The organism is Rhodoferax sp. OV413 (assembly GCF_945881795.1).
In the GTDB taxonomy this organism is placed as follows: Bacteria; Pseudomonadota; Gammaproteobacteria; order Burkholderiales; family Burkholderiaceae_C; genus Allorhodoferax.
In genome coordinates this window covers 37,304-63,938 of sequence record NZ_CAMCVG010000002.1, presented here as the reverse complement: position 1 = coordinate 63,938, position 26,635 = coordinate 37,304, and the positions used below count along the sequence as shown (strand labels likewise).

Below are 26,635 nucleotides of genomic sequence, written 5' to 3'. Positions count from 1 at the left end.
AAATTTGATACATTAAACAGAACTTAAAGCACGAGGAATTGCTCCAATGGCAGTCAACTACCATCAACCATCGGTAAATGCCCTGTTTGATGCCATGCCCTTGCCAATGATCACTTTCGGGGTGAACGGCACGGCCACCTACGCCAACCCGGCGGCGCGCACCCATCCTGATAAACCGCTCGAAGCCATGAGCGGAAAAGTCATCATCAAGAATCTGGCCCAGGCTATTGCCCTCGGCAAAATCAAGCTGCCCTACCAAGCAGCTGTGGGTGTGGGCGAAAACAAAAAGATGAACGGCACCTTCATGGCCGGCCCGTCCGGGCTGGACATTGCCTTTGTGGGCTCGCCCCCCGAGGGCGGCGAAGAGGCGCCCGCCGGCCCCGGCGTCAAAAGCAACCGCATGGGCATCGATGAAATTATTCAGTTGCTCCGGGACGAGCTGAGCCCGCCGATGCGCAAGGTGTCCACCATGCTGGGCTCGCTCCCGTCCGGCGAGGGTGGTCAAAAGTTTGACACAGCGGTTGCTGAGCTCGACGACCGCCTCCGCCGCCTGGCCGATTTGCTGGCGGTGTTTGGCGAAGAGTCGATGGTGATGGACGACCGCATGGACATCACAGCGGTCATCAACCAAACCCTGGACGCGCTGAAAGAAAAGGCCATCACCAACAAAGTCCGCTTTGAGGTAAAGCCGCCCCCCAGCGATTTGCCGCCCCTCTATGGCAACAACCGCCTGATCAAGCGCGCGCTGTATGAGGCCTTTGACAACGCGCTCACCCACTCACGCAAGGCAGTCAAAGCCGGCGTCGATTGCAACGTATCGATTAGCTATCAGCTTTCTGGCGAATACATGCTGATCAGCGTGCGTAACCAGGGCGCCATCAGCCCCGAGGACAAGGGCATTGAAACCCGCGACCTGTTTGATACGCGCCGCCCTGAGCAGGCCAATGCCCGCCTGGGCCTGCCACTGGTCAACCGCATCATCGGGCTGCATGGCGGCAACATGCGGATGTCTATTGTCGACGGTGAAGACACCCGCGTGATGATCGAATTTCCCACCGGCCAACCGCAACGTGGCCAAGCTAACATCGATATGGAACAGGCACAGCGCTATGCCGCGGACCTTGCCCTGTTAATGCAACGTCAAAAGAAAGAAAGCTAAAAATGGCCCGCAGAGCACTCATCGTCGACGACCAGCCCGATATCCGCAAACTCATCATGATGACCATGGAGAGCGAAAACTTCGAACTCCATGAAGCCGAAAACGGCGAGATCGCCTGGCTCAAGGCCCAGCAGTTGCGCCCGGCGCTGATCCTGCTTGATGTGATGATGCCCGGCCGGCTCGACGGCTACCAAGTCTGTGAAAAGGTCAAGGCAGACCCGGAGCTGGCCAGCAAGACTAAAGTGATTTTGCTGACCGCACGCGGCCAAAAAACCGACGTGGAACGCGGGCACGAAGCCGGCTGTGACGCCTACCTCGTCAAGCCTTTCAGCCCGATTGAACTCCTCGATACGGTAGACCGCCTGGTTCCCTGAGCGGCCGCATCATGCACCAGTTGACGTGGTTGCAGATGCTGAAACAGCGGGTTCTTCCGCCCTACGGCATCAGCACCATCATCATGGCCGCCACCCTGGTGGTGATGTTGGTGTCCACCACCGTATATGGCGTTTACGCCTACCGCAGTGTCGTCGCGCAGACCCTGCAGATGGCCCATTTGAACGCCGAGTCGGTGGCCCGCATGGTAGCCGGCAACAGCGCCTCGGCCTTGATCGCCGGCCTGCCGGGCAACCTGCAAGGCTACGCGATCGATGGCGTGCAGCTCCCGGGACTGGAGCGCATCAGCATCTACAAGCCGGACGGCAGCAGCCTCATGGAAGTCACGCGCTCCCCCGATGGGGTGAGGGTGAGCCCGGGCACAAACCTTACCCCCGGGGAGGTGGCCTCGGGCCTGCCTACCGGCGGCGAGCGCGGCGGGGTCTATAGCGCCTGGCAGGAGGTCGGCAAAGACAGCGCCAAGAGCAATGTCTGGGTGCGGGCCGACTACAGCCTCGGTGAGCACCTGCGGGGGCTGTATTGGCTGTGGATCAAGTTTGTGCTGATGGACTTCGGCATGATTGCCATCGTCATGGCCTGCCTCTACACCATTGTGCGCAGGACGCTGCGACCGGTGAGCAAACTCGCCGAATTTGCCGGTCAAATCCCCCAGCGCATGGGCGAGGAGCTGATGCTTCCACCTTCCAGCGTAGAAGCCTGCGAGCTGCAAGCCGCCATCAACCAGGCCAGTCGTGGCATGGCGATGCAGGTGAACCGCGTGGCCGCCATCGTGAGCACCTCGGCCGAGGCCATCATCAGCTTGGACACGCAAGGTGTGGTCACCAGCGCCAACCCGGCAACCTCCAGCATTTTCGGCCGCGCCGAGGGACAGGTGGTTGGACGAGCGATCTCCGACTGCATTCCCGGCCTGCATGCACACGAGCTCACAGCCATGTTCGCCGGCGGCATGGAGCACGCCCTCAACATCAGCCGGGTGACCCGCCATGACTTCATGGGTACCCGCGCCGACGGAACCTTGTTTCCCGTAGAGGTGAGCCTGGGCGAAGTGAAGAACGACTCCGGCCTGCGATATGCCTGCATCGTGCGGGACTTGACCGACGAGCGGGCAGCGCAAGAGACCTCCGAGCTCTACGAGCGCGCCCTAGCCAGCAGCCATAACGCGGTGTTCATCACCAACGGCAAGATGGAAAACCAGCCCATCGTCTACATCAACGATGCGTTCCAGAAGTTTCTGGACCTGCCCCGCTGGGACATCCTGGGCGAGAGCCTGTCGTTGTTGCGCGGCCGTAACGAGGACGACCCCGGCGTGCAAGAACTGCAACTCGCCGTGCGCGAGCGCCGCAACGCCAACGTGACCATCCACCGCGAGCTGGAATCCGGCGAGATGCAGATTGCCGAAATTTCCCTCTCGCCGGTCACCTCTGATAAAGGCGTTCTCACCCACTTTGTAGGTATCGTCTCCGACATTACCGCCCGGGTGCGCGCAGAGCAGGCTACCGCAGAGCGGCGCGCGCAGTTGGACGCGATCTTCAGCCTCAGCCCCGATGGCTTTGTCATGTTTGACGCTTACGACCAGCTGGTGTTTGCCAACCCGGCTTTCGAGCGCATGACCGGCCTGAGCCAGCAGCAATCCCAGCTGTTTTATCTGTCGCAGTTTGAGCAGCAGCTGAAAGATTTGTGCGACGAGAGCCAGCCCCTGCCGGTCATGCGCGGCGACCAGCCCGACGCCTCTTGGCACGAAAAGCTGCAACTCGCGCGCCCGCAGCGCCGGGTGGTTCAGGTGCGCTCGCGCCGCAACGAGGGAGGCCGGCGCGAGACCATCATGTACTTCCGCGATGTGACCCACGAGGACCAGGTGGACCGCATGAAGAGCGAATTCCTGACCGCGGCGGCCCACGAGCTGCGCACGCCGATGGTGAGCATCTTCGGCTTCTCAGAGCTGCTCACCAAGCGCAAGTTCAACGAGGAGCGGCAGGCCGATATGCTGCGCACCATCCATAAACAAAGCGGGCTGCTGGTGAAGATGCTCAACGAGCTGCTGGACCTGGCGCGCATCGAGTCCCGCGGCGGGCTGGACATGCAGATCAAGCCGCAGCCGCTGGCCGACATGGTGCATAGCTGCATTCAGGGCTTGATGCTTAAGGACACCGACCGCCCTGTGCTGCACGACACACTGCCCCCGATGCAGGTCCTGATGGACCCCGAAAAAATGCAGCAGGCACTGACCAACCTGCTGGCCAACGCGTTCAAGTATTCACCCAAGGGCGGCGATGTGCGGCTCTCGGTGCGCTGCGACGCCTGGGAAGATGCGGATTACGCGGTGATTGATGTGCAGGACCAAGGCATCGGCATGACGCAGGAGCAACTCGACCGCGCATTTGAGCGTTTTTATCGGGCTGATGCGTCGGGCAATATTCCCGGCACGGGCCTCGGTCTGAGTCTGGTGAAAGAAATTGCCGAGCTGCACAAGGGCCGCGTGGTACTGCACAGCGAGTTTGGCACCGGCACCACGGCCAGCCTGTGGATTCCGCTGGCTTAGAACCGCAAAGCTGAGCGCTTCCCCTCACCCTTTCCCTAGCGCAAGCGCTGCTGGCAGCTGCGGGCCAGCGCCTCGATGGCGCCAAAATCCACCGGCTTTTGAAACACAGCGGTTCCTTCGGGCAGGCCGCCACGGTCTGCCACATCGCCGGCACTGAGCGCGGTGACCGCCACCACCTGCAGGTTGGCATAGTCGGCGCCCGCGCTCTTGAGCGAACGCACCATCTCGAAACCGTTCATGCCGGGCATATTCAGATCGGTCACGACCATGTCGGGCATCCACTGGCCAATACGCACCAGCCCCTGAAAACCATCGCCCGCGGTGCTGAGCTCGACGGGGAAGGTCCAGCCCTCCACCATCATCGAAAAGAGTTTGCGCAGATCGGTGTCGTCTTCCACCAGCAACAGCCGCAAAGCGCGGTTGGCCGCATGCGCGCCGTGCGTCACCGGTGCGAGCATGCCGGCGCGTTCGCGCATGAGGTTTTCCACCGCACTGCGCGCGATGCGGCGGTGTCCGCCGGCGGTACGCCAGGCCGGTAGCACGCCCGACTCGACCCACAGCTGCACCGTGCGGACCGCGACGCCCAGCACCTCCCCCACTTCGCGGGTGGACATGAGTTCATCGTTACTGGATATTTTTCGCATGGGGCGTTCAGTGCACAGGATAGGGCGGTTGGGGATCTGTGCTCGGTGCGTCTGCGCCCATGAGGGGCAGCCACAAGGTCACGGTCGTGCCCTCGCCGGGGGTGCTGACGAGCTCTACCGCGCCGGACTGCAGCTGCATGATTTCCTGCACCAGGCTCAGGCCCAGGCCGGTGCCGGGAATGTCGCCCAGGGGCTCAGCCCGGTAAAAGCGCTCAAAGGCGCGACGGCATTGCTCTTCGTTCATGCCCAGGCCTTGGTCGGCGACCCGCACGCCCACCTGCGTTTGGCCATCAGATATCCGCAGTTCCGTGCTGACCGTGACATCACCACCCCGCGGGGAGTACTTGACCGCGTTCGACAAGACATTGAGCAGCGCCTGACGGGTCTTGTCTGCGTCCACCAGCACCACACTGTCGCCGTGCGCCAGCGCGGTATGCAGGCGATGCTTTTCTATTTTGTAGTGCAGGCCGCTCACCGTGCTTTCCACCAGCGATGCCACGGTGCAGGGAGCAATAGACAGATCCTTGCCCTGGCGGGCCTCGATGCGGGAGAGGTCGAGAAGCTCGTTGATCAAATCCATCAGCGACTTGGCCTGCCGGTGAATGGTGCCCAGCAGATCTTTTTGCTTCTCGGGCGCCATGGTGCGCACCAGCATCAGCTCGGCAAAACCATAAATGCTGGCCAAAGGCGTGCGCAGCTCGTGGGCGGCGGCGGATAAAAAATCGGACTTCATGCGGTCGATGTCATGCGCCTCGGTGATGTCTTGCAGGTAGAGCGCGGACGCATCTTCGGCCAAGGCCACACTGCGCACCTGCAACACCCTGCGCTGCGGGCTGGCCCAGATGATGGTGGTCTCGCACAACGGGGCCTGCGCCTGGTCGCACCACTGTTGCAGCTCACGCTGCTCGTCGGCACCCGCGACAGCCCACCATTGGCGGGCCAGGGAGTTAGCAGGCTGCAGAGGGTTCCCCGCCTGAAAGGTGAATACGGCCTGCCCGCTGGCGTCCAGCAAGGCCTGCATCTGCGCAGCAGGGCTGCTAGGCATTCACCGTCTCCTGCTCCAGCAAGCGCACGGTGAGCGCATCCAGATAGCCGCACAGGCGGTCCGCACTCAGGGGTTTTTGGTAGCGCACCACGCGCTGGGGAAGGCGCGCATCGGCAGTGACTTCCTGAGGCGTCATGGCAGTCAGCGCAATGATATTGAGGGCCTCCAGGCCCGGCTCCGCATCCACCGCTTGCACCAGGGTAAATCCGTCCATAGGCTCCATGACGAGGTCGGTGACCAGCAGGTCAGGCCGCAAGGCGCGCAGATGTGCCAGGGCCTGCTCCGCCTGGTTGATGATGGTGAGCTGCACCATGTGGCCGATACGGGCAAGCAAGGCCTTGAAAAAGGCGATCTGTACCGGGTCGTCTTCCACCAGCAAAATGCGCAGGGGCCGCGAACTGGTCACTCCGGCCAGCCCGACGTGGCGGGAGTTGAGCAACTGGTCTACGCTGGTACGAAAGATACGGCGGTGTCCGCCGGGCGTGATCCAGGCGTCGAGCTCGCCGTTGATCACCATTTTTTGAACTGACGTCGTGGAAAGGCCCAACAGCCGGGCGGCTTGCTGAGTGGTCAGTACATCACGGTCTGCATTCATGGCAGCTCACTCCAGGGTAATGGCTAGTGTGGTGGCCGCTCAGACCTTGCATCAATGTCGAAATACGGTTAGCCAGATCGGCCGGGCGCAAGGGTTTGACCGTGACAGCGGCAGCCACCGCCACCGGCGCAGGCGTGCGCAGCGGCAACTGCCCGGGGCCAGCGTCCCCAGGCTCGCGCCCGACCCACCGGGCATCCAAGGGCAAAATTGCTTTAGTCACATGAAACAGGAAAAGTGAACAGTAATTGATACTTTAGTCAAAATTTCGTTTTTTAATGATATTGCAAGTTGCAATCAATTTGCAATGTTTTCTATGATTTCGTAGAACAATGGCGGTATGTTCATTTTTTCCAAATTCATCGCCTGGTTTACCCAGCCATTGTTCTGGTTGGCGCTGTGGCTTGTAGCGGGCTGGTGGCTGTCTGCACGACGGCCGCAACGGGCGCGCAAGATGATGCTGGCGGGCGCGGTGTTTTTGCTGGCTCTGGGCTGGCAGCCCTTGTCCGAACTGATTCTCAAGCGGCTGGAGTCGCCCTACCCCGAAATCAGCCCCTCGGCGGATCTGTCCGGCTACAAGGGCGTGGTGGTATTGGGCGGCGGGACTGAAGCCGGGCGGCTGCAAGAAGCCCACGCCCACCCGCTGCTGAATGGCGCGGGGGAGCGGCTGACGGTGTCGGCCGCGCTTGCCCTGCGCCACCCGCACCTGCAGCTGATCTACACCGGCGGCGAAGGCGACCCCTTAGGCAGCGGCCCCAGCGAGGCCGAGCGGGCCCGCTTGTTGTACGACAGCTTCCGCGTTGCTGCCGGGCAAGTGAAGTACGAGAGCGCATCGCGCAACACCTACGAGAACGCGGTGTTCAGCGCCAGAGTCGCGGGCGTGCGCCCCCAGGACCGCTGGCTGCTGCTGACATCGGCCTGGCACATGCCGCGCTCCATGGGCACTTTCGAGAAAGCAGGCTGGAATGTGACGGCATACCCGGTGGATTTCCGCGCCGAGCCAGACACGAACTGGACACGCTATTCGCTTCGCGAGAGCGTAGCCAACTGGCAACTGGCGCTCAATGAGCTGGTGGGCTTGGTCGCCTACAGACTCACAGGCCGGCTTTGATCGCGCTTGCCTTGAGCCGTTGCCGTAATCCGATTCCTTAAGCCGGGTGGGCCTTGGTGGCGCGCACATGGTCGATGCGGCGGCCTTCCAGTGTGACGACCTCAAAGGTCCACTGGGCCACCTGCATGCGGGCGCCGGGCTGGGGCAGCTGCCCGCTCACTGCCATCAGCAGGCCGGCCAGGGTGTTGTAGCGGCCGCGGTCTTCGTCCGGCAGGGTGTCTTCAATTCCCAGTCGCACCTTGAGCTCGCCCACCGGCATCAGGCCGTCGAGCAACCAGCTGCCGTCTTGCTGCAAGGTGGCCCAGGCCTGCTCCTGAGGGTCGGGGTGCAGCTCACCGGTGATGGCTTCGAGCAAGTCTATGGGGGTGATGATCCCTTGCACCACGCCGTATTCGTCCACCACAAACACCATGCGCGCCGAGCGCACCCTGAACTGCTCCACCAGCTCCATGCCGGTCAAGGTTTCCGGCACAAACACGGCCGGTTCGGCCAGCGACTCCAGTGAACCCTCGAAGTTGTCGCCGAGGGCCAACAGGCGCGACACGCTGACCAGCCCCACCACGTTGTCCAGCGAACCGCGGCACACCGGGTACCAGGAATGTCCGTGCGCATCGCGCTTGTCGCCGGCGTGTTCCAGCGCCTCACGCACCGTCAGCGCAGCATCCATCCAGTGGATGTCCAGCCGCGGCAGCATCATGCTGGTCAGGGGCCGATCGTCCAGATGAAACACGTTGCGCACCATCTGGTGCTCGTGCTCTTCAATGATGCCGGCGTCCACGCCTTCTTCGAGGCTGGCGGAAATCTCTTCCTCGGTCACGGCGCGGTTGTCGGTCGCGGTCAGGCGCAGCAGCTGCAGCGTGCCGTGGGTGGCGTAGGCCAGCAATTTCACAAAGGGCTTGGCGCCAACCGCGACCCAGGTCATGGGAATGGCCAGCGCGCGGGCGACGGTCTCGGGATAAAGCTGCCCGATACGCTTGGGCACCAACTCGCCAAACAAAATCGTGATGAAGGTGATGGTGGTCACCACCAGCGCAGTGGCCGACAGCTCGGCTGCGCGGTGCGACAGGGTGAACTGAGACTCCAGCCAGCGGGCCACGTCCTGGCTAAAAGCCGCCTCGCCCACGATACCGTTGAGCATGCCGATGGAGGTAATACCCACCTGCACCACCGACAAAAACTGGGTCGGATTCTCCAGCAAGGCCAGCGCAGACTTGGCTCCCTTGTCACCCGCCTCGGCCATGGTTTGCAGCCGCACCTTGCGGCTGGCGGTGAGCGCCAGCTCCGACATGGCAAACACACCGTTCAATAAGGTCAAGACAAAGATGAGCAAAAAATCCATACAGCCAAGCGAAAATCAGGACCATGGCAATGTACCTTATCGGTGATGTGCAGGGCTGCGACAGCGCCCTCGAACGACTCACCCGAACCATCGACTTTTCCCCCAGCCGCGACACGATTTACCTTTTGGGCGATCTGGTCAACCGCGGCCCCGAATCAGCCGCCGTGCTGCGCCGCCTGATGGCCTACGGCGCGTCTGCCCGGTGCGTGCTGGGCAACCACGACCTGCACCTGCTGGCGCTTAGCTACGGCGTGCGCAAGCCCGGCCGCAAGGACACGGTGAACGAGCTGCTGCGCGGCAACGATGCCCCTGCCCTGCTCCACTGGCTGCGCCAGCAGCCCCTGGCACTCATGGAGACCATCGGAGAAAAGAAGCTCTTAATGGTTCACGCCGGCGTATTACCTGCGTGGACAGCTATCAAAACCATAGCGCTAGCCGGCGAGGTCGAGGCGGCCTTGCAAGCGCCGGAGGCGCGCAGCTTCTTTACCCAGATGTACGGAAACGGCCCCAACCGGTGGAGCGAAAGCCTGCAGGGTTCCGAGCGGCTGCGGGTCATCGTCAATGCCTTGACGCGCATGCGCTTCGTGTCGGCAGACGGCGAGATGGAGTTTGAGCATTCCGGCGGCCTGAGCAAGGCGCCGCAGGGCTACCTGCCCTGGTTTGCAGCACCAGATCGACAAACGGCGGAAGAGGTGGTGGCCTTCGGGCACTGGTCATCGCTGGGTTGGCTGGACCGCCCCGACGTGCTGTCACTCGACACCGGCTGCGTGTGGGGCGGCTGCCTGAGCGCCCTGCGCGTGACCGCCGCCATCGGGGGCGGCATGGACACCGAGTTGATTCAGGTGAAGTGCGAGGCCTCGCAGCAGATCGGGGAATGAGTTCCCCGGGCCCGTTCAGGCCGACTTGAAGAGGGCCGCCACCTTGCGCTTAGGCTTGATGTTGGCGGACATGCGGCCCGAGGCCGGCTTGCCAGAGGCTTCCCACGAGGGCACTGCGGTTGGGGCCACTGAATCGGTGGCTTCGTAGGGCTTGTCAAAGAAGGGGTCGCGTGCGGGGGCTGCGGGGCGACCGTAATCGCGGGGCGGGCGGTTGCTGCGGGGCGCCTCGTCGCCATCAGCGGCATACATACGCCGGCCGTCGTTGATGCGGCCCTGGCGGCGGATGTCGGGCTGGTCTTCATCGAACTCAATGGCTTCGAGCTCGATCTTGGTCTTGATCAGCTTTTCAATATCCGCGACCAGGCGCGCGTCGTTGTTACCGCCCACAAAACTCACCGCCAGACCGGAAGCGCCGGCGCGGCCGGTGCGGCCGATGCGGTGCACGTAGTCTTCCGCGTTGAAAGGGATGTCCATGTTGAACACGGCGGGCACATCTTTAATGTCCAAGCCGCGGGCCGCCACGTCGGTACACACCAGCAGGTCGACCTCGCCCTTTTTAAAGGCGTCCAGGGCCTTCAGGCGCTCGTCCTGGCTCTTGTCGCCATGCAGCGCCGTGGCACGGATGCCGTCGCGCTCGAGCATGCGGGTCAGCCGGGCACAGCCGAGCTTGCTATTCACAAACACAAAGGCCTGTTTGATTTCTTTGCGGCGCACGATTTGCAGCAGCGCGTGGCGCTTGTCGTCGTCGTTGACGCAGTAAAAGTGCTGCTCGACGGTGGAAGCGGTGGCGTTGGACCGCGCCACTTCAATGGTGACCGGATTTTGCAGGTAGCTATTGGCCAGGCGTTTGATTTCGGGGGAGAAGGTGGCGCTGAACAGCAGGGTGGTGCGGGTCTTGGGCAGGTAGCTCAGGATGCGCTGCAAATCGGGCAAAAAGCCGATGTCGAGCATGCGGTCGGCTTCGTCGAGCACCACATATTCCACCTGATTGAGCACCGCGTTTTTGGCTTCAATGTGGTCGAGCAAACGGCCGGGGGTCGCCACCAGCACTTCCACGCCGGCTTTGAGCTCCAGCGTCTGGGGCTTCATGTCCATGCCGCCGAACACCACCGCACTGCGCAGATTGGTGTATTTGGCGTACAGCTTGACCTGCTGGGCCACCTGGTCAGCCAGCTCGCGGGTGGGCAAGAGCACCAGCGCGCGCACGGGATGCCGGGCGGGCGAGGTGGAGGCGTTTTCGTGCTTCATCATGCGCTGCAGCAGGGGCAGCGCGAAGGCGGCAGTCTTGCCGGTGCCGGTCTGGGCGGCGCCCATCACGTCTTTGCCGCTCAGCACCACGGGAATGGCCTGTGCCTGAATCGGCGTCATCTTCTCGTAGCCCATTTCGGCCACCGCGCGGGCGATGGGGGCAGCCAGCTGCAGCTGGGCAAATGCCATGGGAGGGGTGTCCGCGGTGAGCTCGTTGGGGCTTGCGGGGGCGGGCGCTGAGGTTTGGGGGGTCGCGTCAGTATTCAAATCGGGTCTGGCATAGCCGGAAAAATTGCTATCCATCCGATAGCGGGGCGCCCAAGGGAAACAAGGACCAGCACGGATTATCGCCCACTCAGGCTTTGGGCAGCGTCACCCCGTGCTGGCCCTGGTATTTGCCGCCGCGGTCTTTGTAGCTGACTTCGCATACGTCGTCCTCGTCGCTCTCAAAGAAAAGCACCTGCGCGCAACCTTCGCCGGCGTAAATCCGGGCGGGCAGCGGGGTGGTGTTGCTGAACTCGAGCGTTACATAGCCTTCCCACTCGGGTTCAAAGGGTGTGACGTTGACGATGATGCCGCAGCGGGCATAGGTGCTCTTGCCCAAACAGATGGTCAAGACGTTGCGGGGAATGCGGAAGTACTCGACGGTGCGGGCCAGCGCAAAACTGTTGGGCGGGATGATGCAGCTGTCGCCATGGAAGTCGACAAAGCTCTTCTCATCGAAATTCTTGGGATCGACCACCGTGCTGTGGATGTTGGTGAACACCTTGAACTCGGGCGCGCAGCGGATGTCATAGCCGTAGCTGCTGGTACCGTACGAGATGACCTTCCTGCCATCGACCTGGCGCACCTGCGCGGGCTCGAAGGGTTCAATCATGCCGTGCTCTTGGGCCATGCGGCGGATCCAGCGGTCGCTCTTTATGCTCATGGGGTGTCAGCTCCTAGTGTGGCGGGCATTGTAGGTTGCGGCGTGTCGGGGAGTTTTGCGGCATGGGGCCAAAAGACTCAAACAAAACCGCAAAGGGAAGTCTTCTCGGGGGGCACAATTCATCGGCCCACTATAAACTTCTCAGAGTTGTCGAATGGCTAGGAAAGGCTCACCCATGCAAGCTCTATCAAAACTACGCTTCGCCTCACGGCGAGCAGCGTTGATCGCGATTGCCGCTCTCGCTCTGGCCGCTTGCGGGGGCGGTGATAGCGGTGGCGGAACCGCTGTCCGACCCTGGACGAAGCAGGTCGGTCTTACCGGAAAAGCCGTCGACGTGATGGCCATGGTCACAGACACAGGCGGAAACTTTTACATTGCTGGCAGCACAACGGGCGGACTGGACGGCAACGCGCAAAACGGTACAAAAGACGCGTTTATCAGCAAGTACAGCAGTGCCGGAATCCTGCAATTCACCAAGCATGTGGGTGTAAACAATGCCGTCACTACAGGAACCAGCATTGCGATTGATACGGGTGGAAACATTTACCTAGCCGGCAGCACAAAGGGCGTTCTAGACACCGCGCTTATCGGAACGCAAGATTATTTTTTGTCTAAGTTCAACAATATCGGGCAACTGCAATTCACCAAGCAGTTTGGCGCTGCGACGAAAGACACGGAAGGCAACTCGGTCGCCATCGACACCGGTGGCAATATCTACGTCGCTGGCACTACATACGGGAATCTGGGCGTCAACACCTTGGCCGGAAATCGCGACCTGTACTTTTCAAAGCACGATGTCAACGGAGCAAGGCTTTACACAACCCAGCTTGGTGTCGGGGGCGCAGCAGCCACCGAGGGGAACGGCATTGCCGTGGATTCAATTGGAAATGTTGTCTATCTGGTCGGTAATACATCGGGCAATTTGGGTGGTGTTACACGAACAGGAACATTCGATCTTTTCCTAACCAAGTTCAACAGCACCAATGGTCTACTGGTAGACACCAAACTAGCGGGGTCGGCGGGCAGTTTGTCGAATGCGATTGCTGTCACGATTGACCCCAGCAGAAATGTCTTCGTCACCGGATGGACCCAAGGGGCCATCGGTACCAACACGCAAACCGGTAGCCGAGATGTGGTGCTCTTGAAATACAACAGCACTGGTGTTTCGCAATACGTCAAGCAACTGGGCACAGCTGGCGCAGGGAGCGAGGGCTATTACATAGCCCTGGATGCCGCAGCAAACGTCTACGTTGCCGGCAAAACAGGGGGTGGATTGGGCGGGAACACTGTCACCGGCTCCGCCGACTACTTTTTCACCAAATTCCAGGCAAGTGACGGCACTGCACTGTACACACGCCAACTCGGCGCAACCGGTGTGGACACGATTGGCAGGGCGGTGGCGATTGACCCTTCGGGTAACACCTACGTGGCTGGCTATACCCTTGGGAACCTGGACAGCAACACGCTCACAGGTACCACTGACTACTTCATTGCCAAGTACAACAACGCAGGCGTGAAGCAATAAGGACTGCCCGCAAGCCCTACAGGGCCTGCGAAATCACCGTCTGCTCTACCGCGCGGTCATCGCCCAACACAATCAAGCTGAACAGCAATTCATCCAGGCTGTTGGCACGCGCGGTTTTGCGGGCCAGCAAGGGGGTAGCTTGGGGGTTGAGGACGATGAAATCCGCCTCGCAGCCGGGCAGGAGATTGCCCACCGAGGGGGCGCCGTTTTCGCCGGCCAAACCGAGGGCAGCGGCAGCACCTGCGGTGTGTTGCCACCAGAGGTGCTGCGGCGACAGGGAGAGGCCGGGCTTGGTCTGGCCTTCGCGGCCTACGTAATAGGTGGCAAGCATGGTGTGAAAGGGACTGAAGCTCGTTCCCCCGCCCACATCGCTCGCCAGCCCATACCGGTAGCCCACGCGGTCGGCGCCCTCATAGTCGAAGAATCCGCTTCCCAAAAACAAATTGCTGGTCGGGCTGACGGCAGCGGCCGCCCCCGTGTCGCGCATCAGGGCGCGGTCGTCGTCGTCAAAGTGGATGCAGTGGGCGTAGATGGCGCGCTGCCGCATGAGGCCAAAGTCGTCATAGGTGGCCAGGTACGAACGGGAACCCGGAAACAAATCGCGGGCCCAAGCGATTTCGTCCTTGTTTTCAGCCACATGGCTCTGAATCCACACGTCGGGGTAGCGCGCGGCCAGCTCGCCTGCTCCGCCCAGCTGCGCGTCGGTGCTGGTGGGGGCAAAGCGCGGGGTAATGGCGTATCCCAGGCGGTCTACGCCATGCCACCGCTGGATGAGCGATTCGGTGTCGCGCAGGCTTTGCTCGGTGCCGCTCAGGCTGCCCTGCCCTTGGTTGAGCAGGTATGTCGGTGCATGGCGGTCCATCAGAACAAGCCCGGTGATCATGCGCATGTGGCGCGCTTGCGCCTCGGCCAACAAGGCATTCACCGATTCGGTGTGCGAGGTGGCGAAGGTCAGCGCGGTGGTGACGCCGTTGCGCAAAAGCTCTGCTATAAAAAAAGTAGCTGCTTGCGCACTGTGGGTGGGCTCGGAGAAGCGATTTTCTTCCGGAAAAGTGTAATTCTCCAGCCACGGCAGCAATCCGCTGGCGGGCGAGCCGATTACATCGATCTGGGGGTAGTGGATGTGCATGTCCACAAACCCCGGCGCGATGATGCGGCCGGGAAAATGCTGCACCGGGACCTGCGGATACTGTGCCGCAACAGCACCAAAGGCGCCGATGGCCTGCACCACCTGCCGCCCCTGCGCGTCGGGCCCCACCACCAGCAGGCCGTCTTCTTCAAAGAGCGCGCGGGGCGCGCCCCCGTCGGGAGGCGCAAACCACAATAACGACGCGCGATAGCCTTGCATGGCTCAGGCGGCGCGCAGGGTGCAGCTGTCGCCGATGCCATCGCGCCAGACCCGCACCTGCGACAGGCCCGGAAACTCGGCGGCTACCGCCTGCCAGATAAACGCCGCGAGGTTCTCGAGCGTGGCCGGGCCCAGGCCCTCAACCTCGTCGAGCAAGTGGTGGTCCAGGCGGGGCCGCAGCACCTGAATCGCGTTGCGCAGGTGCCCGAGGTCGACCACCATGCCGGTATCGGCGTCGGCATTGCCGGCCACCGTGACTTCTGCGTGGTAGGTGTGGCCATGGATGCGGCGGCTGCCTGCAATCTCCTGCGCGTCGTCCACCGTGCGCTTGAGCGTATGCGCGGCATCAAAGAAAAACCGCTGGCTGACTTCGCAGCGGCGGGGAATCGGTTTAGCAGGGGCTTGGGTCATCGGACGCCTGTGATCTTGTGCGTTTGCAGGGAAAGGCGCCAGCCCGGGCGCTGCAGGCACTGGGTGATGCAAGCCTCGGTGTTGGCCGCGCGCGCTGCGTTGTCCATGGGCTGCAGGTAGCGGTGCGTGAAGGTGGCAGTCTCGCACTCATCGAGCGTGATACCCGCCTGCGGCCAGACCAGCTTGAGCTCGTGGCCGGTGCGCTGAATCCACTCCGAACCGGCTTTGGGGCTGACGCAAACCCAGTCAATGCCCTCGGGCGCCATCACCGTGCCATTGGTCTCCACCGCAATCACAAAGCCCTGCGCGTGCAGCGCGTCAATCAGGACGGCGTCAACCTGGAGCAGCGGCTCGCCGCCGGTCAGCACCACAAACCGGTGCGCCGAATCCGCGGCGGGCCACTGCGCGGCGATGTGCTGCGCCAGCAGCTGCGCAGTGCTGAACTTGCCACCCAGCGTGCCGTTGGTGCCGACAAAGTCGGTATCGCAAAACTTGCAGATGGCGGTGGCGCGGTCTTCCTCGCGGCCGGACCACAGGTTGCAACCCGCAAAACGGCAAAACACCGCGGGGCGCCCTGCGTGCGAACCTTCGCCCTGCAGGGTGTAAAAAATTTCTTTGACTTGGTAGGCCATGGCGGTCAATCAGCCAGGGCCAAAGCGATGGCGCGGGTGGCGAGGTTTTTGTACATGGTAGTCCTCTACATGGCTCCGGTATTGCGACAGACGGGCCCGCCGGAGCAGCGGGCTGCGAGCATTTTACTGTGCGCCCTACTGGAAGGTCTCAAACACCTCATCGAGCTGATCCACATACCGGGCACGCACGGATGCGTCGATGAAGCTGGCGTCAAAGCTGTTACGCGCCAGGGTGTAAGCGTGGCGGGCACTCAGGCCCAGCGCGTCAAAGGTCTGGGTGAAGTTCTGGTTGAGGTAACCACCAAAGTAGGCGGGGTCGTCGGAGTTCACCGTGGCCATGATGCCGGCGTCCAGCATGCGGCCCAGGTTGTGCTGCGCCAGCGTGGGGAATACGCACAGCTTGAGGTTGGAGAGCGGGCACACGGTGAGCGGCGTTCTGTCGTGTATGAGGCGCTGCATGAGCGCGGTGTCGTGAATGGCCTGCACGCCGTGGTCGATGCGCTCGACCCGCAGCACGTCGAGCGCGCTCCAGATATAGGCCGGCGGAGCCTCTTCGCCCGCATGGGCTACCAGCCGGAAACCGAGCTGGCGGGCGCGGGCATAGACCTTGGCAAACTTCTCAGGCGGGTGGCCGACTTCACTTGAGGCCAGGCCAATGCCCACGATCTTGTCGCGCAGCGGCAGGGCCTGCTCGAGGCACTCAAACGCTTCGTCTTCGCTGAGGTGGCGCAGGAAACAAAGAATGAGCGAGGCCGTCATGCCGAATTTTTCGGGCGCTTCGGCGCAGGCGCGGTGCAGCCCGTTGATGACTGTCTCGGCACTCAGCCCGTGGCCGGTGTGGGTTTGGGTGTCGAAGAAAATTTCGGCATGCAACACCCGGTCGGCCTGCGCCCGGGCGAGGTACGCGCAGGCCATGTCGTAGAAGTCCTGCTCGGTCTTGAGCACCATGGTGCCCTCGTGATAGATGTCCAGAAACTCCTGCAGGTTGTTGAACACATAGGCGTCGCGCAGCGCCTGTTCGTTGGCAAATCGCAGCGGCACCTGATTGCGCTGGGCCAGCGCGAACATCAGCTCGGGCTCCAAGGAACCTTCGATATGCATGTGCAGCTCGGCCTTAGGCATGGCGCGCAGCAGGTCGGGCAATCGATCAGCGGCAATGGGTTTGATAGCAGGGCGGGCGGTCATCAGCAGACTCCGGAAGTAATGTTTTCTTGCACCAGGAAGCGGAACCACACCCTACTCCGCACGGGTGACACAGGATCAATGCGCAGGGCGTTTTCTCATGCGGCGCTGCATAGGGGGCAGCGGCAAAAAAAAGGGCCGCACGCGGCGGCCCTTGATCTCACCAGCAGACCATTACTTGGCGCCGGGGACCTTGCCTTCCACGCCCTTGACGTAGAAGTTCACACCGGAGAGGAACTTGTCGTCTGCAACCTCACCGTCTTTCAGAACATCCTTGCCGGCGCTGTCCTTCAGAGGACCTTTCCAGATGGCAAAGGTGCCGTCGGCCAGACCCTTTTTGATTTCCTCAACGCGGGCCTTGGTGTCGGCAGGCACGTCTTCTGCAATAGAGACGATATCGATCGCGCCTTCCTTCACACCCCACCAGACTGCGCCATTACCGGCCCAGGTGCCGTCCAGAGCTTCTTTGGTGGCCTTGATGTAGTAGGGGCTCCAGTTGATGATGGCGGAAGCCAGGTGAGCCTTGGGGCCGTAGGCGGTCATGTCAGAGTCCCAGCCGAAGGCGCGCTTGCCCTTGGCTTCTGCAGTCTTCAGAACCGCGGGGGAGTCGGTGTTCTGGAACAGAACGTCGGCACCGCCATTGATCAGGGAGGTAGCGGCTTCGGTTTCCTTGGGTGGGTCGAACCAGCCGTTCACCCACACCACCTTGGTCTTGACCTTGGGGTTCACGCTTTGCGCGCCCAGGGTGAAGCTGTTGATGTTGCGGATGACTTCAGGAATTGGAATGGAAGCGACCACGCCCAATGTGTTGGACTTGGTCATCTTGCCGGCAATCACGCCGGCCATGTAGGCGCCTTCGTAGGTGCGGCTGTCGTAGGTGCGCATGTTGTCGGCTTGCTTGTAGCCGGTGGCGTGCTCGAACTTCACGTCCTTGAAGTCGGGAGCAACCTTCAACATGGGTTCCATGTAACCGAAGGTGGTACCGAAAATCAGCTTGTTGCCGCTGGTCGCCATGTCGCGGATCACGCGCTCGGCATCGGCAGACTCAGGCACGTTTTCCACGAAGGAGGTGACGATCTTGTCGCCGAATTCTTTCTCCAAGGCCTTGCGGGCGTTGTCGTGCGCAAATGTCCAACCACCGTCGCCCACCGGGCCGACATAGGCGAACGCGATCTTCAGGGGCTCGGGCTTGGGTGCGGGTGCCGCAGCGGCCGGGGCGGGGGCGGGAGCGGGCTCTTCCTTTTTGCCGCAGCCGACAAGCGCTGCTCCGGCAACGGCCGCAAGGGCCGCAACCTTCAGCAGGGAGCGTTTTTGAAAATCTGTCATGTCACTTCCTTTTGTGAGTTGGATGGATAGAAACGAAACATTCACGCATCATGAGCCTGGGTAAAACGGCTTTCCGATGGCAGCAGGCATATTAATCCGAATCCAGCGCGGATTCCGGGAAATCAGCGCCAGCACCACGATGGTGGCAAGGTAGGGCAGCATGGTCAGGAACTGGCTGGGCAGGTCCACCCCGGCGCCCTGCAAGTGAAACTGCAACATGGTCACACCACCAAACAGATAAGCACCAAGCAACACCCGTGCCGGGCGCCAGGTGGCAAAGGTGGTCAGGGCCAGCGCAATCCAGCCCTTGCCGGCCACCATGCCCTCGACCCACAGCGGGGTGTAGACGACCGAGATATAGGCCCCCGCCAGGCCGCACATGGCACCACCTGCCACCACCGCCATCAGGCGGATTCCGCGCACCGGGTAGCCTAGCGCATGGGCCGACTCGGGGCTCTCGCCCACGCTGCGCAAAATCAGGCCGGCACGTGTGCGGTAAAGAAACCAGATCAGGGCCAGCGCGAACGCAATCGCGAGGTACACCATCGGATGGTGCTGAAACAGTGCGGGCCCAAGCAGCGGAATATCGGCCAGGCCGGGAATCGCAAAGTGAGGCCGCTCGGGGATTTTTTCCTGCACGTAAGAGATGCCCGCAAAGGCCGAGAAGCCCGCGCCGAACAGGCTGAGGGCCAGTCCGGTGGCGTATTGGTTGGTGTTGAGCCAGATCACCAGCAGGCCGAACACCGCGGCCATCACAGCACCCGCCGCCACACCCGCCAGCAGGCCGGCGATGTCGCTGCCGGTATGCACCACCGCCGCAAAACCGGCAATGGCGGCGCACAGCATCATGCCCTCGGCGCCCAGGTTGACAATGCCGGCCTTCTCGTTAATTAAAAGGCCCAGCGAGGCTATCGCCAGCACGGTACCGGCATTGAGCGTGGCTGCAATCAGCAGGGCGTAAGCGTCCATTACTTTGTACCTCCGGCGGCAGAAACCCATTTCAGGCGATAGTTCACCAGCGTGTCGCAGGCCAGCAGGCTGAACAGCAGCAGGCCCTGAAACACGCCGGTAAGCGACTTGGGCAGGCCCAGGCGCGACTGCGCCAACTCACCACCGATATAGAACATGCTCATCAACAGCGCGGAAAACACCATGCCCACCGGATGCAGGCGCCCCACATAGGCCACGATGATGGCGGCAAATCCGTAGCCCGCGGGCACATACGGCGTGAGCTGCCCGATGGGCCCCGCCACCTCGAGCGCGCCGGCCAGGCCCGCCATACCGCCCGACACCAGCAGCGCCGTCCACAAGGCTTTGCGTGAAGAAAAACCCGCATAGCGCGCCGCAGCCGGGGCCAGCCCGCCCACCTGCTGGGCAAAGCCTGCGCGGGTGCGGAACAAAAACACCCACACCGCAGCCACACCGGCCAAGGCCAGCAGCACGCCGATGCTCATGCGCGAGCCCTCAAAAAGGCGCGGAATCCGTGTGGCGGCTTCAAAGGTTTTGGTTTGGGGAAAGTTGTAGCCCAGCGGGTCTTTCCAGGGGCCGTAGACCAGATAGCCCAGCACCTGCACCGCCACGTACACCAGCATCAGGCTCACCAGAATTTCGTTGGCATTGAACTTGTCGCGCAAAAAGGCGGTGAGCCCGCTCCACAGCATTCCGCCGGCAATACCCGCCAGCACCACCGGCACCACGATCCAGCCGCCGGTGGTTTTTTCGGCCAGGAGCGCGACACCGCTGGCGGCAATGGCACCGATGATGTATTGCCCTTCGGCGCCGATGTTCCACACGTTAGAGCGAAAGCACACCGCCAGCCCCAGCGCAATCACCAAAAGCGGCGTCGCCTTGACCACCAGCTCGCCCAATGCGTAGCCGCTCTTGATCGGCTCCCAGAAAAACACCAGCAGCCCGCGGACCGGGTCTTTGCCCAGCGCCATGAAAAGCGCAATACCGATCAGCACCGTCAGCACCAAAGCCAGCAAGGGCGAGCCGTAGCCCCAGGCCTTGGAGGGCTGGGGCCGCACCTCAAGTTTGAGAGACAGATTAGCCATGGGCCACCTCCGCATCCGAGTCGGCATCTGAATCGGCACCCTCAGGAGCCGCCTTCCAAAGTCCGCTCATCCACTCGCCGATCTTTTCCACCGTCGCCTGCGCCACGTCGATAGAGGGTGAGAGCCTGCCGCTGGCAATGACATGCAGCCGGTCGCTCAGCGCGAACAATTCATCCAACTCTTCGCTCACCACTAGCACGGCACAACCGGCATCGCGCAGGGCCAGAATGGCACCGCGAATCTGGGCCGCGGCGCCCACGTCCACCCCCCAGGTGGGCTGCGAGACGATGAACAGTGCGGGCGCCGCATCGATTTCGCGGCCCACAATGAACTTTTGCAAATTACCGCCGGAGAGCGAGCGCGCCGCCGCACCGGGGCCATTGGCTTTCACGTTAAAGGCCTGAATCACACGGGCCGCGTGCTGCGCGAGCTGCGGCACCTGAATCCAACCGCCCGCAAGACCGGGCCACGAAATCGCCTCGGTGCGGGTGAGCAGCATGTTCTGGGCCAGGCTCAGGGTGGGCACCGCGCCGCGGCCCAGGCGCTCTTCGGGCACAAAGTGCAAGCCCAGCGTGCGCCGCTCGCCGGGGTGCAAGCCCGACACATCGGCCTGTCCCATCACGATGCTGCCCTTGGGGGCCCGCACGTCTTCGCCCGAGAGGGCATACAGCAGCTCCTTTTGCCCGTTGCCCGAGACGCCGGCAATTCCCAGCACCTCGCCGGCATGCACGGTGAGCGACAGGCCGTGCAAGTCCACACCAAACTGGTCTTCCCGCGCCAGGCTTAAGTCGCGCACCCGCAAGACCGGCGCGCCGGCCTGCTGGGGGCGATGCTCCAGCTGCGGTGGCTCAGCGCCAATCATCAGCCGCGAGAGCGAGGCGTTGGACTCCTCGGCCGGATTGCAAACACCGGTCACCCGGCCGGCGCGCAGCACGGTGCAGGCGCTGCACAGCTCGCGGATTTCGTGCAACTTGTGCGAGATATACAAAATGCTGCAGCCCTCGGAGGCCAGCTTTTTGAGTACCACGAACAGCTTCTCCACCGCCTGCGGCGTGAGCACCGAGGTGGGCTCGTCCAGGATAAGCAGCTGCGGGTTGGTCAGCAGGGCGCGAATGATTTCGACCCGCTGCATCTCGCCCACGCTCAGGGTGTGCACCGGGCGCTCGGGGTCGATGTCCAGGCCATATTCGCCGGCCTTGGCGGTGATGCGCTGGCTGACCTGATCAAGGCTCAGCCCCTTGTCCAGCCCCAGCCACACGTTTTCGGCCACGGTGATGGTGTCGAACAAATTGAAATGCTGGAACACCATGCTGATACCCAGCGCCCGCGCCTCCTTGGGGTTGCGGATGTTGACCGGCTGGCCGTTAAAGAGCACCTGCCCCGCATCGGGCTTGACCGAGCCGTAAATGATCTTCATCAGGGTGGACTTGCCAGCGCCGTTTTCGCCCAGCACTGCGTGGGTCTGGCCGGGCAGCACGGTCAGCGACACATCGCTGTTGGCCACCACCCCGGGATAGGCCTTGGTAATGCCGCTCAGTTGCAGGCGGTTTGAAACAGATTGCATGCGGATGGCGTCTCCTTGCGATGCCCCTATGCTAATGCGTATGGACACGACATCGCATACCGGATTACCCTCCCGCAAGAGGACACACGCCATGCATAACCCACCCCCCAACCGCCCGCTGCAATTTGTGCGGCGCGGCGAGATCGTCACCCTGCACGACATCCCCCCCACCCGCACCTTGCTGGAAGTGCTGCGCGAAGACCTGCACTGCAACGGCACCAAAGAAGGCTGCAACGAGGGCGACTGCGGCGCCTGCACCGTAGTCATCGGAGAGGCGGTGGACGGAGCCTTGCGCACCAAGGCTGTGAACAGTTGCATCAAGATGGCCCACAGCCTGCAAGGGCGCGCACTCTGGACGGTGGAAGACATTGCCGCCGAGGACGGCCGGCTGCACCCCGCGCAAGAGGCCATGGTGCAGTGCCACGGCTCGCAATGCGGCTTTTGCACGCCGGGTTTTGTGATGAGCCTGTTTGCGCTCTACCGGCAGCACGCCCAAGACGGCACGCCGGTGCGCCGCGATGACGCGCTGCACGCCCTGAGCGGAAATTTATGCCGCTGCACCGGCTACCGCCCGATTCTGGACGCCGCGCAAACCATGCTCGGCTACCCCGCTGTGCTGCTGGACGAGGCAAAAACGCTATCAAAAATAGAGCAGCTGGCGCATATAGAGCGGGCGCTAGAGGCCGATTTGGCTCAGTTTTCGGATGTTGCGTATCTGCGCCCGACCACCCTGCCCGCACTGCTGCAGGCGCGCGCGCGCCACCCCGAGGCGCAGATCGTGGCCGGATGCACCGATGTGGGGCTCTGGGTCAACAAGATGCACCGCGAATTCCCCCGCGTGCTCGACGTCACCCGCGTGACCGAGTTGCGAAGGGTGGAGGACTACCCGCACCACATCGCCATCGGCGCGGCCGTGAGTCTGGCTGAGGCATTTGACGCGCTGACCGCCGACAGGCCGCAACTGACCGGTTTTGCCAGGCGCTTTGCCGGCCTGACGGTGCGCAACGCCGGCACGCTGGGCGGCAATGTGGCCAATGGCTCACCGATTGGCGACTCCATGCCGCTGCTGATTGCGCTGGGCGCCAGCGTGGTGCTCATGGCCTGGCGCGGGGCGGAAAAAGGCGCAGGAAATGGCGCAGGAAATGGCGATAAAAAAGGGACTGAAAAGCGCGAAGGCGAAGGCCACGCCGTGCACCGCGAATTGCGGTTGGAAGATATTTACACCGGCTACCGCCAGAACGTGTTGGCGCTGGACGAGGTACTGGCGTGGATCAAGGTGCCCAAGGCCAGCTCGGAGGAGTTTTCTCGGGTCTACAAAATCTCCAAGCGCTGGGAAGACGACATCTCCGCCGTCTGCCTGGCTATCAGCCTGCGCCTGGTGGATGGCCGGGTGGCGCGAGCCGGCATCGGGGTGGGCGGCGTGGCTGCGACACCGGTGCGCGCGGTGCGTACCGAGGCCGCGCTGCAAGGCCAGCCCTGGACCGAGGCCACCGTGCGGGCCGCACAGGCCGCGCTGCAAACCGAGTTCAGCCCGATTTCCGACATGCGCGCCAGCAGCGCCTACCGCACCGAGGTGCTGGGCGGCCTGTTAGAGCGTTATTGGCTGGAAAGCCAGGGGCACACCGACACCAGCCTGGACGGCTTCGCACTGGCAGGAGACGCCACATGAGCGCCGCAGGAAGCTCCCCGTTTCACGAAAGCGCGGCCGCCCAGGTGGCCGGCGCGGTGCATTACATCGACGACCTGCCCGAGCTGCGCGGCACGCTGCATGCCGCGCCCATCCTCTCAGGCCACGCACACGGCAAGCTGCTGGGCGTGGACTGTGCCGCTGCGCTTGCCATGCCCGGCGTGGTGGATGTGGTGCTGGCGCAGGACATTCCGGGCGACCCGATGCTGGCCGCTTTTGCCGGCGATGAGCCGGTGTTTGCCTTGGACACGGTGCAGTTTGTGGGCCAGGTGGTGGGCCTGGTGCTGGCGACCACCGTGATGCAAGCCCGCCGCGCCGCGCGCAAGGTGCAGCTGCAGATTGAGCCGCTGCCGGCTGTGCTGTCGGTGCACGACGCGCTGCGGGCGCAAAGCTTTGTGCTGCCGCCGGTGCAGGTGCGCCGGGGTGACGCCGATGCAGCACTCGCAGCCGCGCAGCACACCCTGCGCGGGCGACTCGAGGTGGGCGGGCAGGAACACTTTTATTTAGAGGGCCAGATTGCCTACGCGCTGCCGCAGGAGCAAAACCAGTGGGTGATCTACAGCAGCACGCAGCACCCCGGCGAGGTCCAGCACTGGGTGAGCCATGCGCTGGGCATTGACAACCACGCGGTGCGGGTGGAATGCCGGCGCATGGGCGGCGGCTTTGGCGGCAAAGAAACCCAGGCCGGCCACCTGGCGGTGTGGGCTGCGGTGGCGGCTGCAAAAATCCGCCGCCCCGTCAAGCTGCGGCTGGACCGCGACGACGACTTCATGGTCACCGGAAAGCGCCACCCCTTTGCCTATGACTACCGCGCCGGCTTTGACGACACCGGCCGCCTGACCGCGCTAAAGCTGCAGATGGCGGTGAACTGCGGGTTTAGCGCCGACCTGTCCGGCCCGGTGGCCGACCGCGCGATCTTCCACACCGACAACGCCTACTTCCTGCAGGATGTGGACATCGTCTCCTACCGCTGCAAAACCAACACCCAGAGCCACACCGCGTTTCGTGGCTTCGGCGGGCCGCAGGGTGTGGTGCTGATTGAGGCGCTCATGGGCGAAATAGCCCGCCGCCTCGCGCTGGACCCGCTGGATGTGCGCCTACGCAACCTCTACAGCGACGAGCCCATCGCCGGCACGGCGCTCAAGCGCGACACCACCCATTACCAGATGAAGGTGGAGGACAACATCCTCCTTCCTCTGCTATCTAAACTAGAGCAGTCTTCGCAATACCGGCGGCGGGTGGAGGCGATTTCGGCATGGAATGCGGGCAGCCCCGTGCTCAAGCGAGGCATCGCCATCACGCCGGTCAAGTTCGGCATCAGCTTCACCGCCACCTTGTTCAACCAGGCCGGCGCGCTGGTGCACGTTTACACCGACGGCAGCGTCCAGGTGAACCATGGTGGCACCGAAATGGGCCAGGGCCTGCACACCAAAATCGCGCAGATTGTGGCCGACGAGCTGGGCGTGCCGTTTGAGCGGGTGCTTTGCACCGCCAGCGATACGAGTAAGGTGCCCAACGCCTCGGCCACCGCCGCCAGCGCCGGCACCGACCTCAACGGCCGCGCCGCCCAATTCGCCGCCCGCAACATCCGCGACAACCTCGCCGCCTTCGTGGCGGGGCTGGACGGCTGCGGCGCCGGCGCGGTGCGGTTTGCCAGCGGCGCAGTGACTTCGCCCACCAGCACCCGGGCGTTTGATGATGTGGTGAAGCTCGCCTATGCCAACCGCATCCAGCTCTGGAGCGACGGCTTTTACCGCACACCCAAGATCCACTACGACAAAGCCACCCTCAGCGGGCGCCCGTTTTATTACTTTGCGTATGGCGCCGCCTGCTCCGAGGTGCTGATTGACACGCTGACGGGCGAGAACAAGGTGCTGAAAGTGGACATCCTCCACGACGTGGGCCGCAGCATCAACCCCGCCATCGATCTGGGGCAGATTGAAGGCGGTTTTGTGCAAGGCATGGGCTGGCTCACCACCGAGCAACTGGTCTGGAATGCGCAAGGCAAGCTCACTACCCACGCGCCCAGCACCTACAAAATCCCCACCGCCGCCGATGTGCCCGAGCATTTCAAGATCGAGCTCTGGCCCGAGCCTAACCGCGAGGACAACGTCTTCGGCAGCAAAGCCGTCGGCGAGCCGCCCTTCATGCTGGGCATCAGCGTGTTTGAAGCCCTGCGCGACGCTGTGGCCCAAGCCCGCGGGGCGGACGCTGCCGCGCAGCTGGAAGCTCCGGCTACGCCGGAGAACGTGTTGAGGGCTTTGCAGGGCTGAAGGGGCGGGGCCTCTCAACTGACCACTGACCACTGGCTCGGCGACCGCTACACCCCGGCCAATGCGCGCAGCGCGCCCGGGTCCACCAGATTTACCGTGCGGCCCGAGCCGCTGATGAGGCTGCGCTCGCGCAAGTGACTCAGAACGCGGGAGAGGGTTTCGGGCGCCATGCCAAGTTGCGCGGCAAGCAGGCGCTTGCGCTGATGAAGCTGCACAGAGTAGGCGCCTTTGTCGTTGGATTCGGAGTGCTCGAGCAGCCACTGGGCGCAGCGCGCCTCTGCGCCCTTGGAGAGCCGGCTTACCGCCAGCTCGGTTTGTTCGCGGTGGGCCTGCGCCACGCCGCTAAGCATGCTTCTGCTGAGGTGGCGGTTGGCGTCCAGTGCGGCCTGAAAGTCGACCATGGGTACCTGGCGCAGCAGCACATCGGTTTGGGCCACCGCGTCCATCGCAGAGGGCAGCTCCAGCACGGCGGCGGTGGGGTCTACCCAGCCGGGCCCCTGCATCTGGCCCAGCTGATGCTCCAGTCCCTCGTCTTTGCCCCCTGCTGCGCCACTGACGCCAAAGATGATCTGACCGCTCTCGAGGTAGAGCGCGGAGCGGGTGGCATCACCCCGGCGAAGCAGCACGCTGCCGGCCGCCCGCCACTCGGGGCTGCTGCGCGCCAGGAGCGGCTGGAATACGCTGGGAGGGAGTGCGGACATGGCTGCCACTGTGCCCGCGGGCAGGTGTGGCGGCCTTGCGACAGATCAAACTTAGG

General features: G+C 63.0%; 23 protein-coding genes. 8 read left to right on the top strand and 15 right to left on the bottom strand.

Annotation, left to right across the window (positions count from 1 at the left end; genetic code table 11):
• Positions 1-46: 46 nt before the first annotated feature.
• From Q0O05_RS00670 to Q0O05_RS00660, 3 genes are read left to right on the top strand one after another with little or no spacing between them, the layout of a single operon-like run.
• The gene (locus Q0O05_RS00670; protein WP_293659845.1) at positions 47-1,159 is read left to right on the top strand and encodes a HAMP domain-containing sensor histidine kinase; all 1,113 of its coding nucleotides are present in this window, start codon (positions 47-49) and stop codon (positions 1,157-1,159) included.
• A 2-nt stretch (positions 1,160-1,161) separates the two neighbouring features.
• Positions 1,162-1,533 carry a response regulator gene (locus tag Q0O05_RS00665; RefSeq protein WP_293659843.1) on the top strand — a complete coding sequence of 124 codons (372 nt, stop codon included), beginning with the start codon at positions 1,162-1,164 and terminating at the stop codon, positions 1,531-1,533.
• Positions 1,534-1,544: 11 nt separating this feature from the next.
• Entirely contained in the window at positions 1,545-4,091 is a 2,547-nt protein-coding gene (locus Q0O05_RS00660) for a PAS domain S-box protein (protein WP_293659842.1), read from the top strand.
• Between the two features lie 35 nt (positions 4,092-4,126).
• Here Q0O05_RS00660 and Q0O05_RS00655 read toward each other — a convergent pair whose 3' ends face one another.
• The 3 genes from Q0O05_RS00655 to Q0O05_RS00645 are packed head-to-tail and all read right to left on the bottom strand — an operon-like array spanning position 4,127 to position 6,375.
• Positions 4,127-4,735, bottom strand: a complete 609-nt coding sequence (locus Q0O05_RS00655) for a response regulator (protein ID WP_293659841.1) — start codon at positions 4,733-4,735, stop codon at positions 4,127-4,129.
• A 7-nt stretch (positions 4,736-4,742) separates the two neighbouring features.
• Entirely contained in the window at positions 4,743-5,780 is a 1,038-nt protein-coding gene (locus Q0O05_RS00650) for a HAMP domain-containing sensor histidine kinase (protein ID WP_293659839.1), read from the bottom strand.
• Positions 5,773-6,375 carry a response regulator gene (locus Q0O05_RS00645; protein WP_293659838.1) on the bottom strand — a complete coding sequence of 201 codons (603 nt, stop codon included), beginning with the start codon at positions 6,373-6,375 and terminating at the stop codon, positions 5,773-5,775. Before Q0O05_RS00645 ends, Q0O05_RS00650 begins: the two co-directional genes overlap by 8 nt.
• Before the next feature lie 337 nt (positions 6,376-6,712).
• On the opposite strand from Q0O05_RS00645, the gene Q0O05_RS00640 reads away from it, so the two are divergent.
• Entirely contained in the window at positions 6,713-7,483 is a 771-nt protein-coding gene (locus Q0O05_RS00640) for an ElyC/SanA/YdcF family protein (RefSeq protein ID WP_293659837.1), read from the top strand.
• A gap of 37 nt (positions 7,484-7,520) precedes the next feature.
• On the opposite strand, the gene Q0O05_RS00635 is transcribed toward Q0O05_RS00640, so the two are convergent.
• Complete coding sequence (locus Q0O05_RS00635; RefSeq protein WP_293659836.1) at positions 7,521-8,822, bottom strand: hemolysin family protein; 1,302 nt, start codon at positions 8,820-8,822, stop codon at positions 7,521-7,523.
• Positions 8,823-8,845: 23 nt separating this feature from the next.
• Here Q0O05_RS00635 and Q0O05_RS00630 point away from each other — a divergent pair, with 23 nt between their 5' ends.
• A complete protein-coding gene (locus Q0O05_RS00630) occupies positions 8,846-9,700 on the top strand; it encodes a symmetrical bis(5'-nucleosyl)-tetraphosphatase (protein ID WP_293659835.1) in 855 nt (284 codons plus the stop codon).
• A 15-nt stretch (positions 9,701-9,715) separates the two neighbouring features.
• Here Q0O05_RS00630 and Q0O05_RS00625 read toward each other — a convergent pair whose 3' ends face one another.
• Complete coding sequence (locus Q0O05_RS00625; protein ID WP_293659834.1) at positions 9,716-11,137, bottom strand: DEAD/DEAH box helicase; 1,422 nt, start codon at positions 11,135-11,137, stop codon at positions 9,716-9,718.
• Positions 11,138-11,303: 166 nt separating this feature from the next.
• Complete coding sequence (gene dcd, locus Q0O05_RS00620) at positions 11,304-11,876, bottom strand: dCTP deaminase (protein ID WP_293659833.1); 573 nt, start codon at positions 11,874-11,876, stop codon at positions 11,304-11,306.
• Positions 11,877-12,051: 175 nt separating this feature from the next.
• Here dcd and Q0O05_RS00615 point away from each other — a divergent pair, with 175 nt between their 5' ends.
• A complete protein-coding gene (locus Q0O05_RS00615) occupies positions 12,052-13,401 on the top strand; it encodes an SBBP repeat-containing protein (protein WP_293659832.1) in 1,350 nt (449 codons plus the stop codon).
• A 16-nt stretch (positions 13,402-13,417) separates the two neighbouring features.
• Here the strand turns inward: Q0O05_RS00615 and guaD are convergent, their stop codons facing one another.
• The 8 genes from guaD to Q0O05_RS00575 all read right to left on the bottom strand — a co-directional run bounded on the left by guaD (position 13,418) and on the right by Q0O05_RS00575 (position 21,918).
• Positions 13,418-14,749: a guanine deaminase gene (gene guaD, locus Q0O05_RS00610; RefSeq protein WP_293659831.1), complete on the bottom strand. Its 1,332-nt coding sequence runs from the start codon at positions 14,747-14,749 to the stop codon at positions 13,418-13,420.
• Between the two features lie 3 nt (positions 14,750-14,752).
• A complete protein-coding gene (locus tag Q0O05_RS00605; RefSeq protein ID WP_293659830.1) occupies positions 14,753-15,160 on the bottom strand; it encodes a 6-carboxytetrahydropterin synthase in 408 nt (135 codons plus the stop codon).
• Positions 15,157-15,792 (bottom strand): 7-carboxy-7-deazaguanine synthase, encoded by a 636-nt coding sequence (gene queE, locus Q0O05_RS00600; protein ID WP_293659829.1) that lies wholly within the window; start codon positions 15,790-15,792, stop codon positions 15,157-15,159. The genes Q0O05_RS00605 and queE overlap by 4 nt, the downstream gene beginning before the upstream one ends.
• Positions 15,793-15,927: 135 nt before the next feature.
• Positions 15,928-16,977, bottom strand: a complete 1,050-nt coding sequence (locus tag Q0O05_RS00595) for an adenosine deaminase (RefSeq protein ID WP_293659828.1) — start codon at positions 16,975-16,977, stop codon at positions 15,928-15,930.
• 171 nt (positions 16,978-17,148) lie between these two features.
• Positions 17,149-18,300 (bottom strand): BMP family ABC transporter substrate-binding protein, encoded by a 1,152-nt coding sequence (locus Q0O05_RS00590; RefSeq protein ID WP_293659827.1) that lies wholly within the window; start codon positions 18,298-18,300, stop codon positions 17,149-17,151.
• A gap of 48 nt (positions 18,301-18,348) precedes the next feature.
• Positions 18,349-19,269 (bottom strand): ABC transporter permease, encoded by a 921-nt coding sequence (locus tag Q0O05_RS00585; RefSeq protein WP_293659826.1) that lies wholly within the window; start codon positions 19,267-19,269, stop codon positions 18,349-18,351.
• On the bottom strand, positions 19,269-20,354 hold the full coding sequence (locus Q0O05_RS00580) for an ABC transporter permease (protein ID WP_293659825.1): 1,086 nt from the start codon (positions 20,352-20,354) through the stop codon (positions 19,269-19,271). Before Q0O05_RS00580 ends, Q0O05_RS00585 begins: the two co-directional genes overlap by 1 nt.
• Positions 20,347-21,918: an ABC transporter ATP-binding protein gene (locus Q0O05_RS00575; protein WP_293659823.1), complete on the bottom strand. Its 1,572-nt coding sequence runs from the start codon at positions 21,916-21,918 to the stop codon at positions 20,347-20,349. The genes Q0O05_RS00580 and Q0O05_RS00575 overlap by 8 nt, the downstream gene beginning before the upstream one ends.
• Positions 21,919-22,009: 91 nt before the next feature.
• On the opposite strand from Q0O05_RS00575, the gene Q0O05_RS00570 reads away from it, so the two are divergent.
• A complete protein-coding gene (locus tag Q0O05_RS00570; RefSeq protein ID WP_293659821.1) occupies positions 22,010-23,587 on the top strand; it encodes an FAD binding domain-containing protein in 1,578 nt (525 codons plus the stop codon).
• Positions 23,584-25,878, top strand: a complete 2,295-nt coding sequence (gene xdhB / locus Q0O05_RS00565) for a xanthine dehydrogenase molybdopterin binding subunit (protein ID WP_293659820.1) — start codon at positions 23,584-23,586, stop codon at positions 25,876-25,878. The genes Q0O05_RS00570 and xdhB overlap by 4 nt, the downstream gene beginning before the upstream one ends.
• Before the next feature lie 47 nt (positions 25,879-25,925).
• Here the strand turns inward: xdhB and Q0O05_RS00560 are convergent, their stop codons facing one another.
• A complete protein-coding gene (locus tag Q0O05_RS00560) occupies positions 25,926-26,579 on the bottom strand; it encodes a Crp/Fnr family transcriptional regulator (protein WP_293659818.1) in 654 nt (217 codons plus the stop codon).
• Positions 26,580-26,635 lie beyond the last annotated feature (56 nt).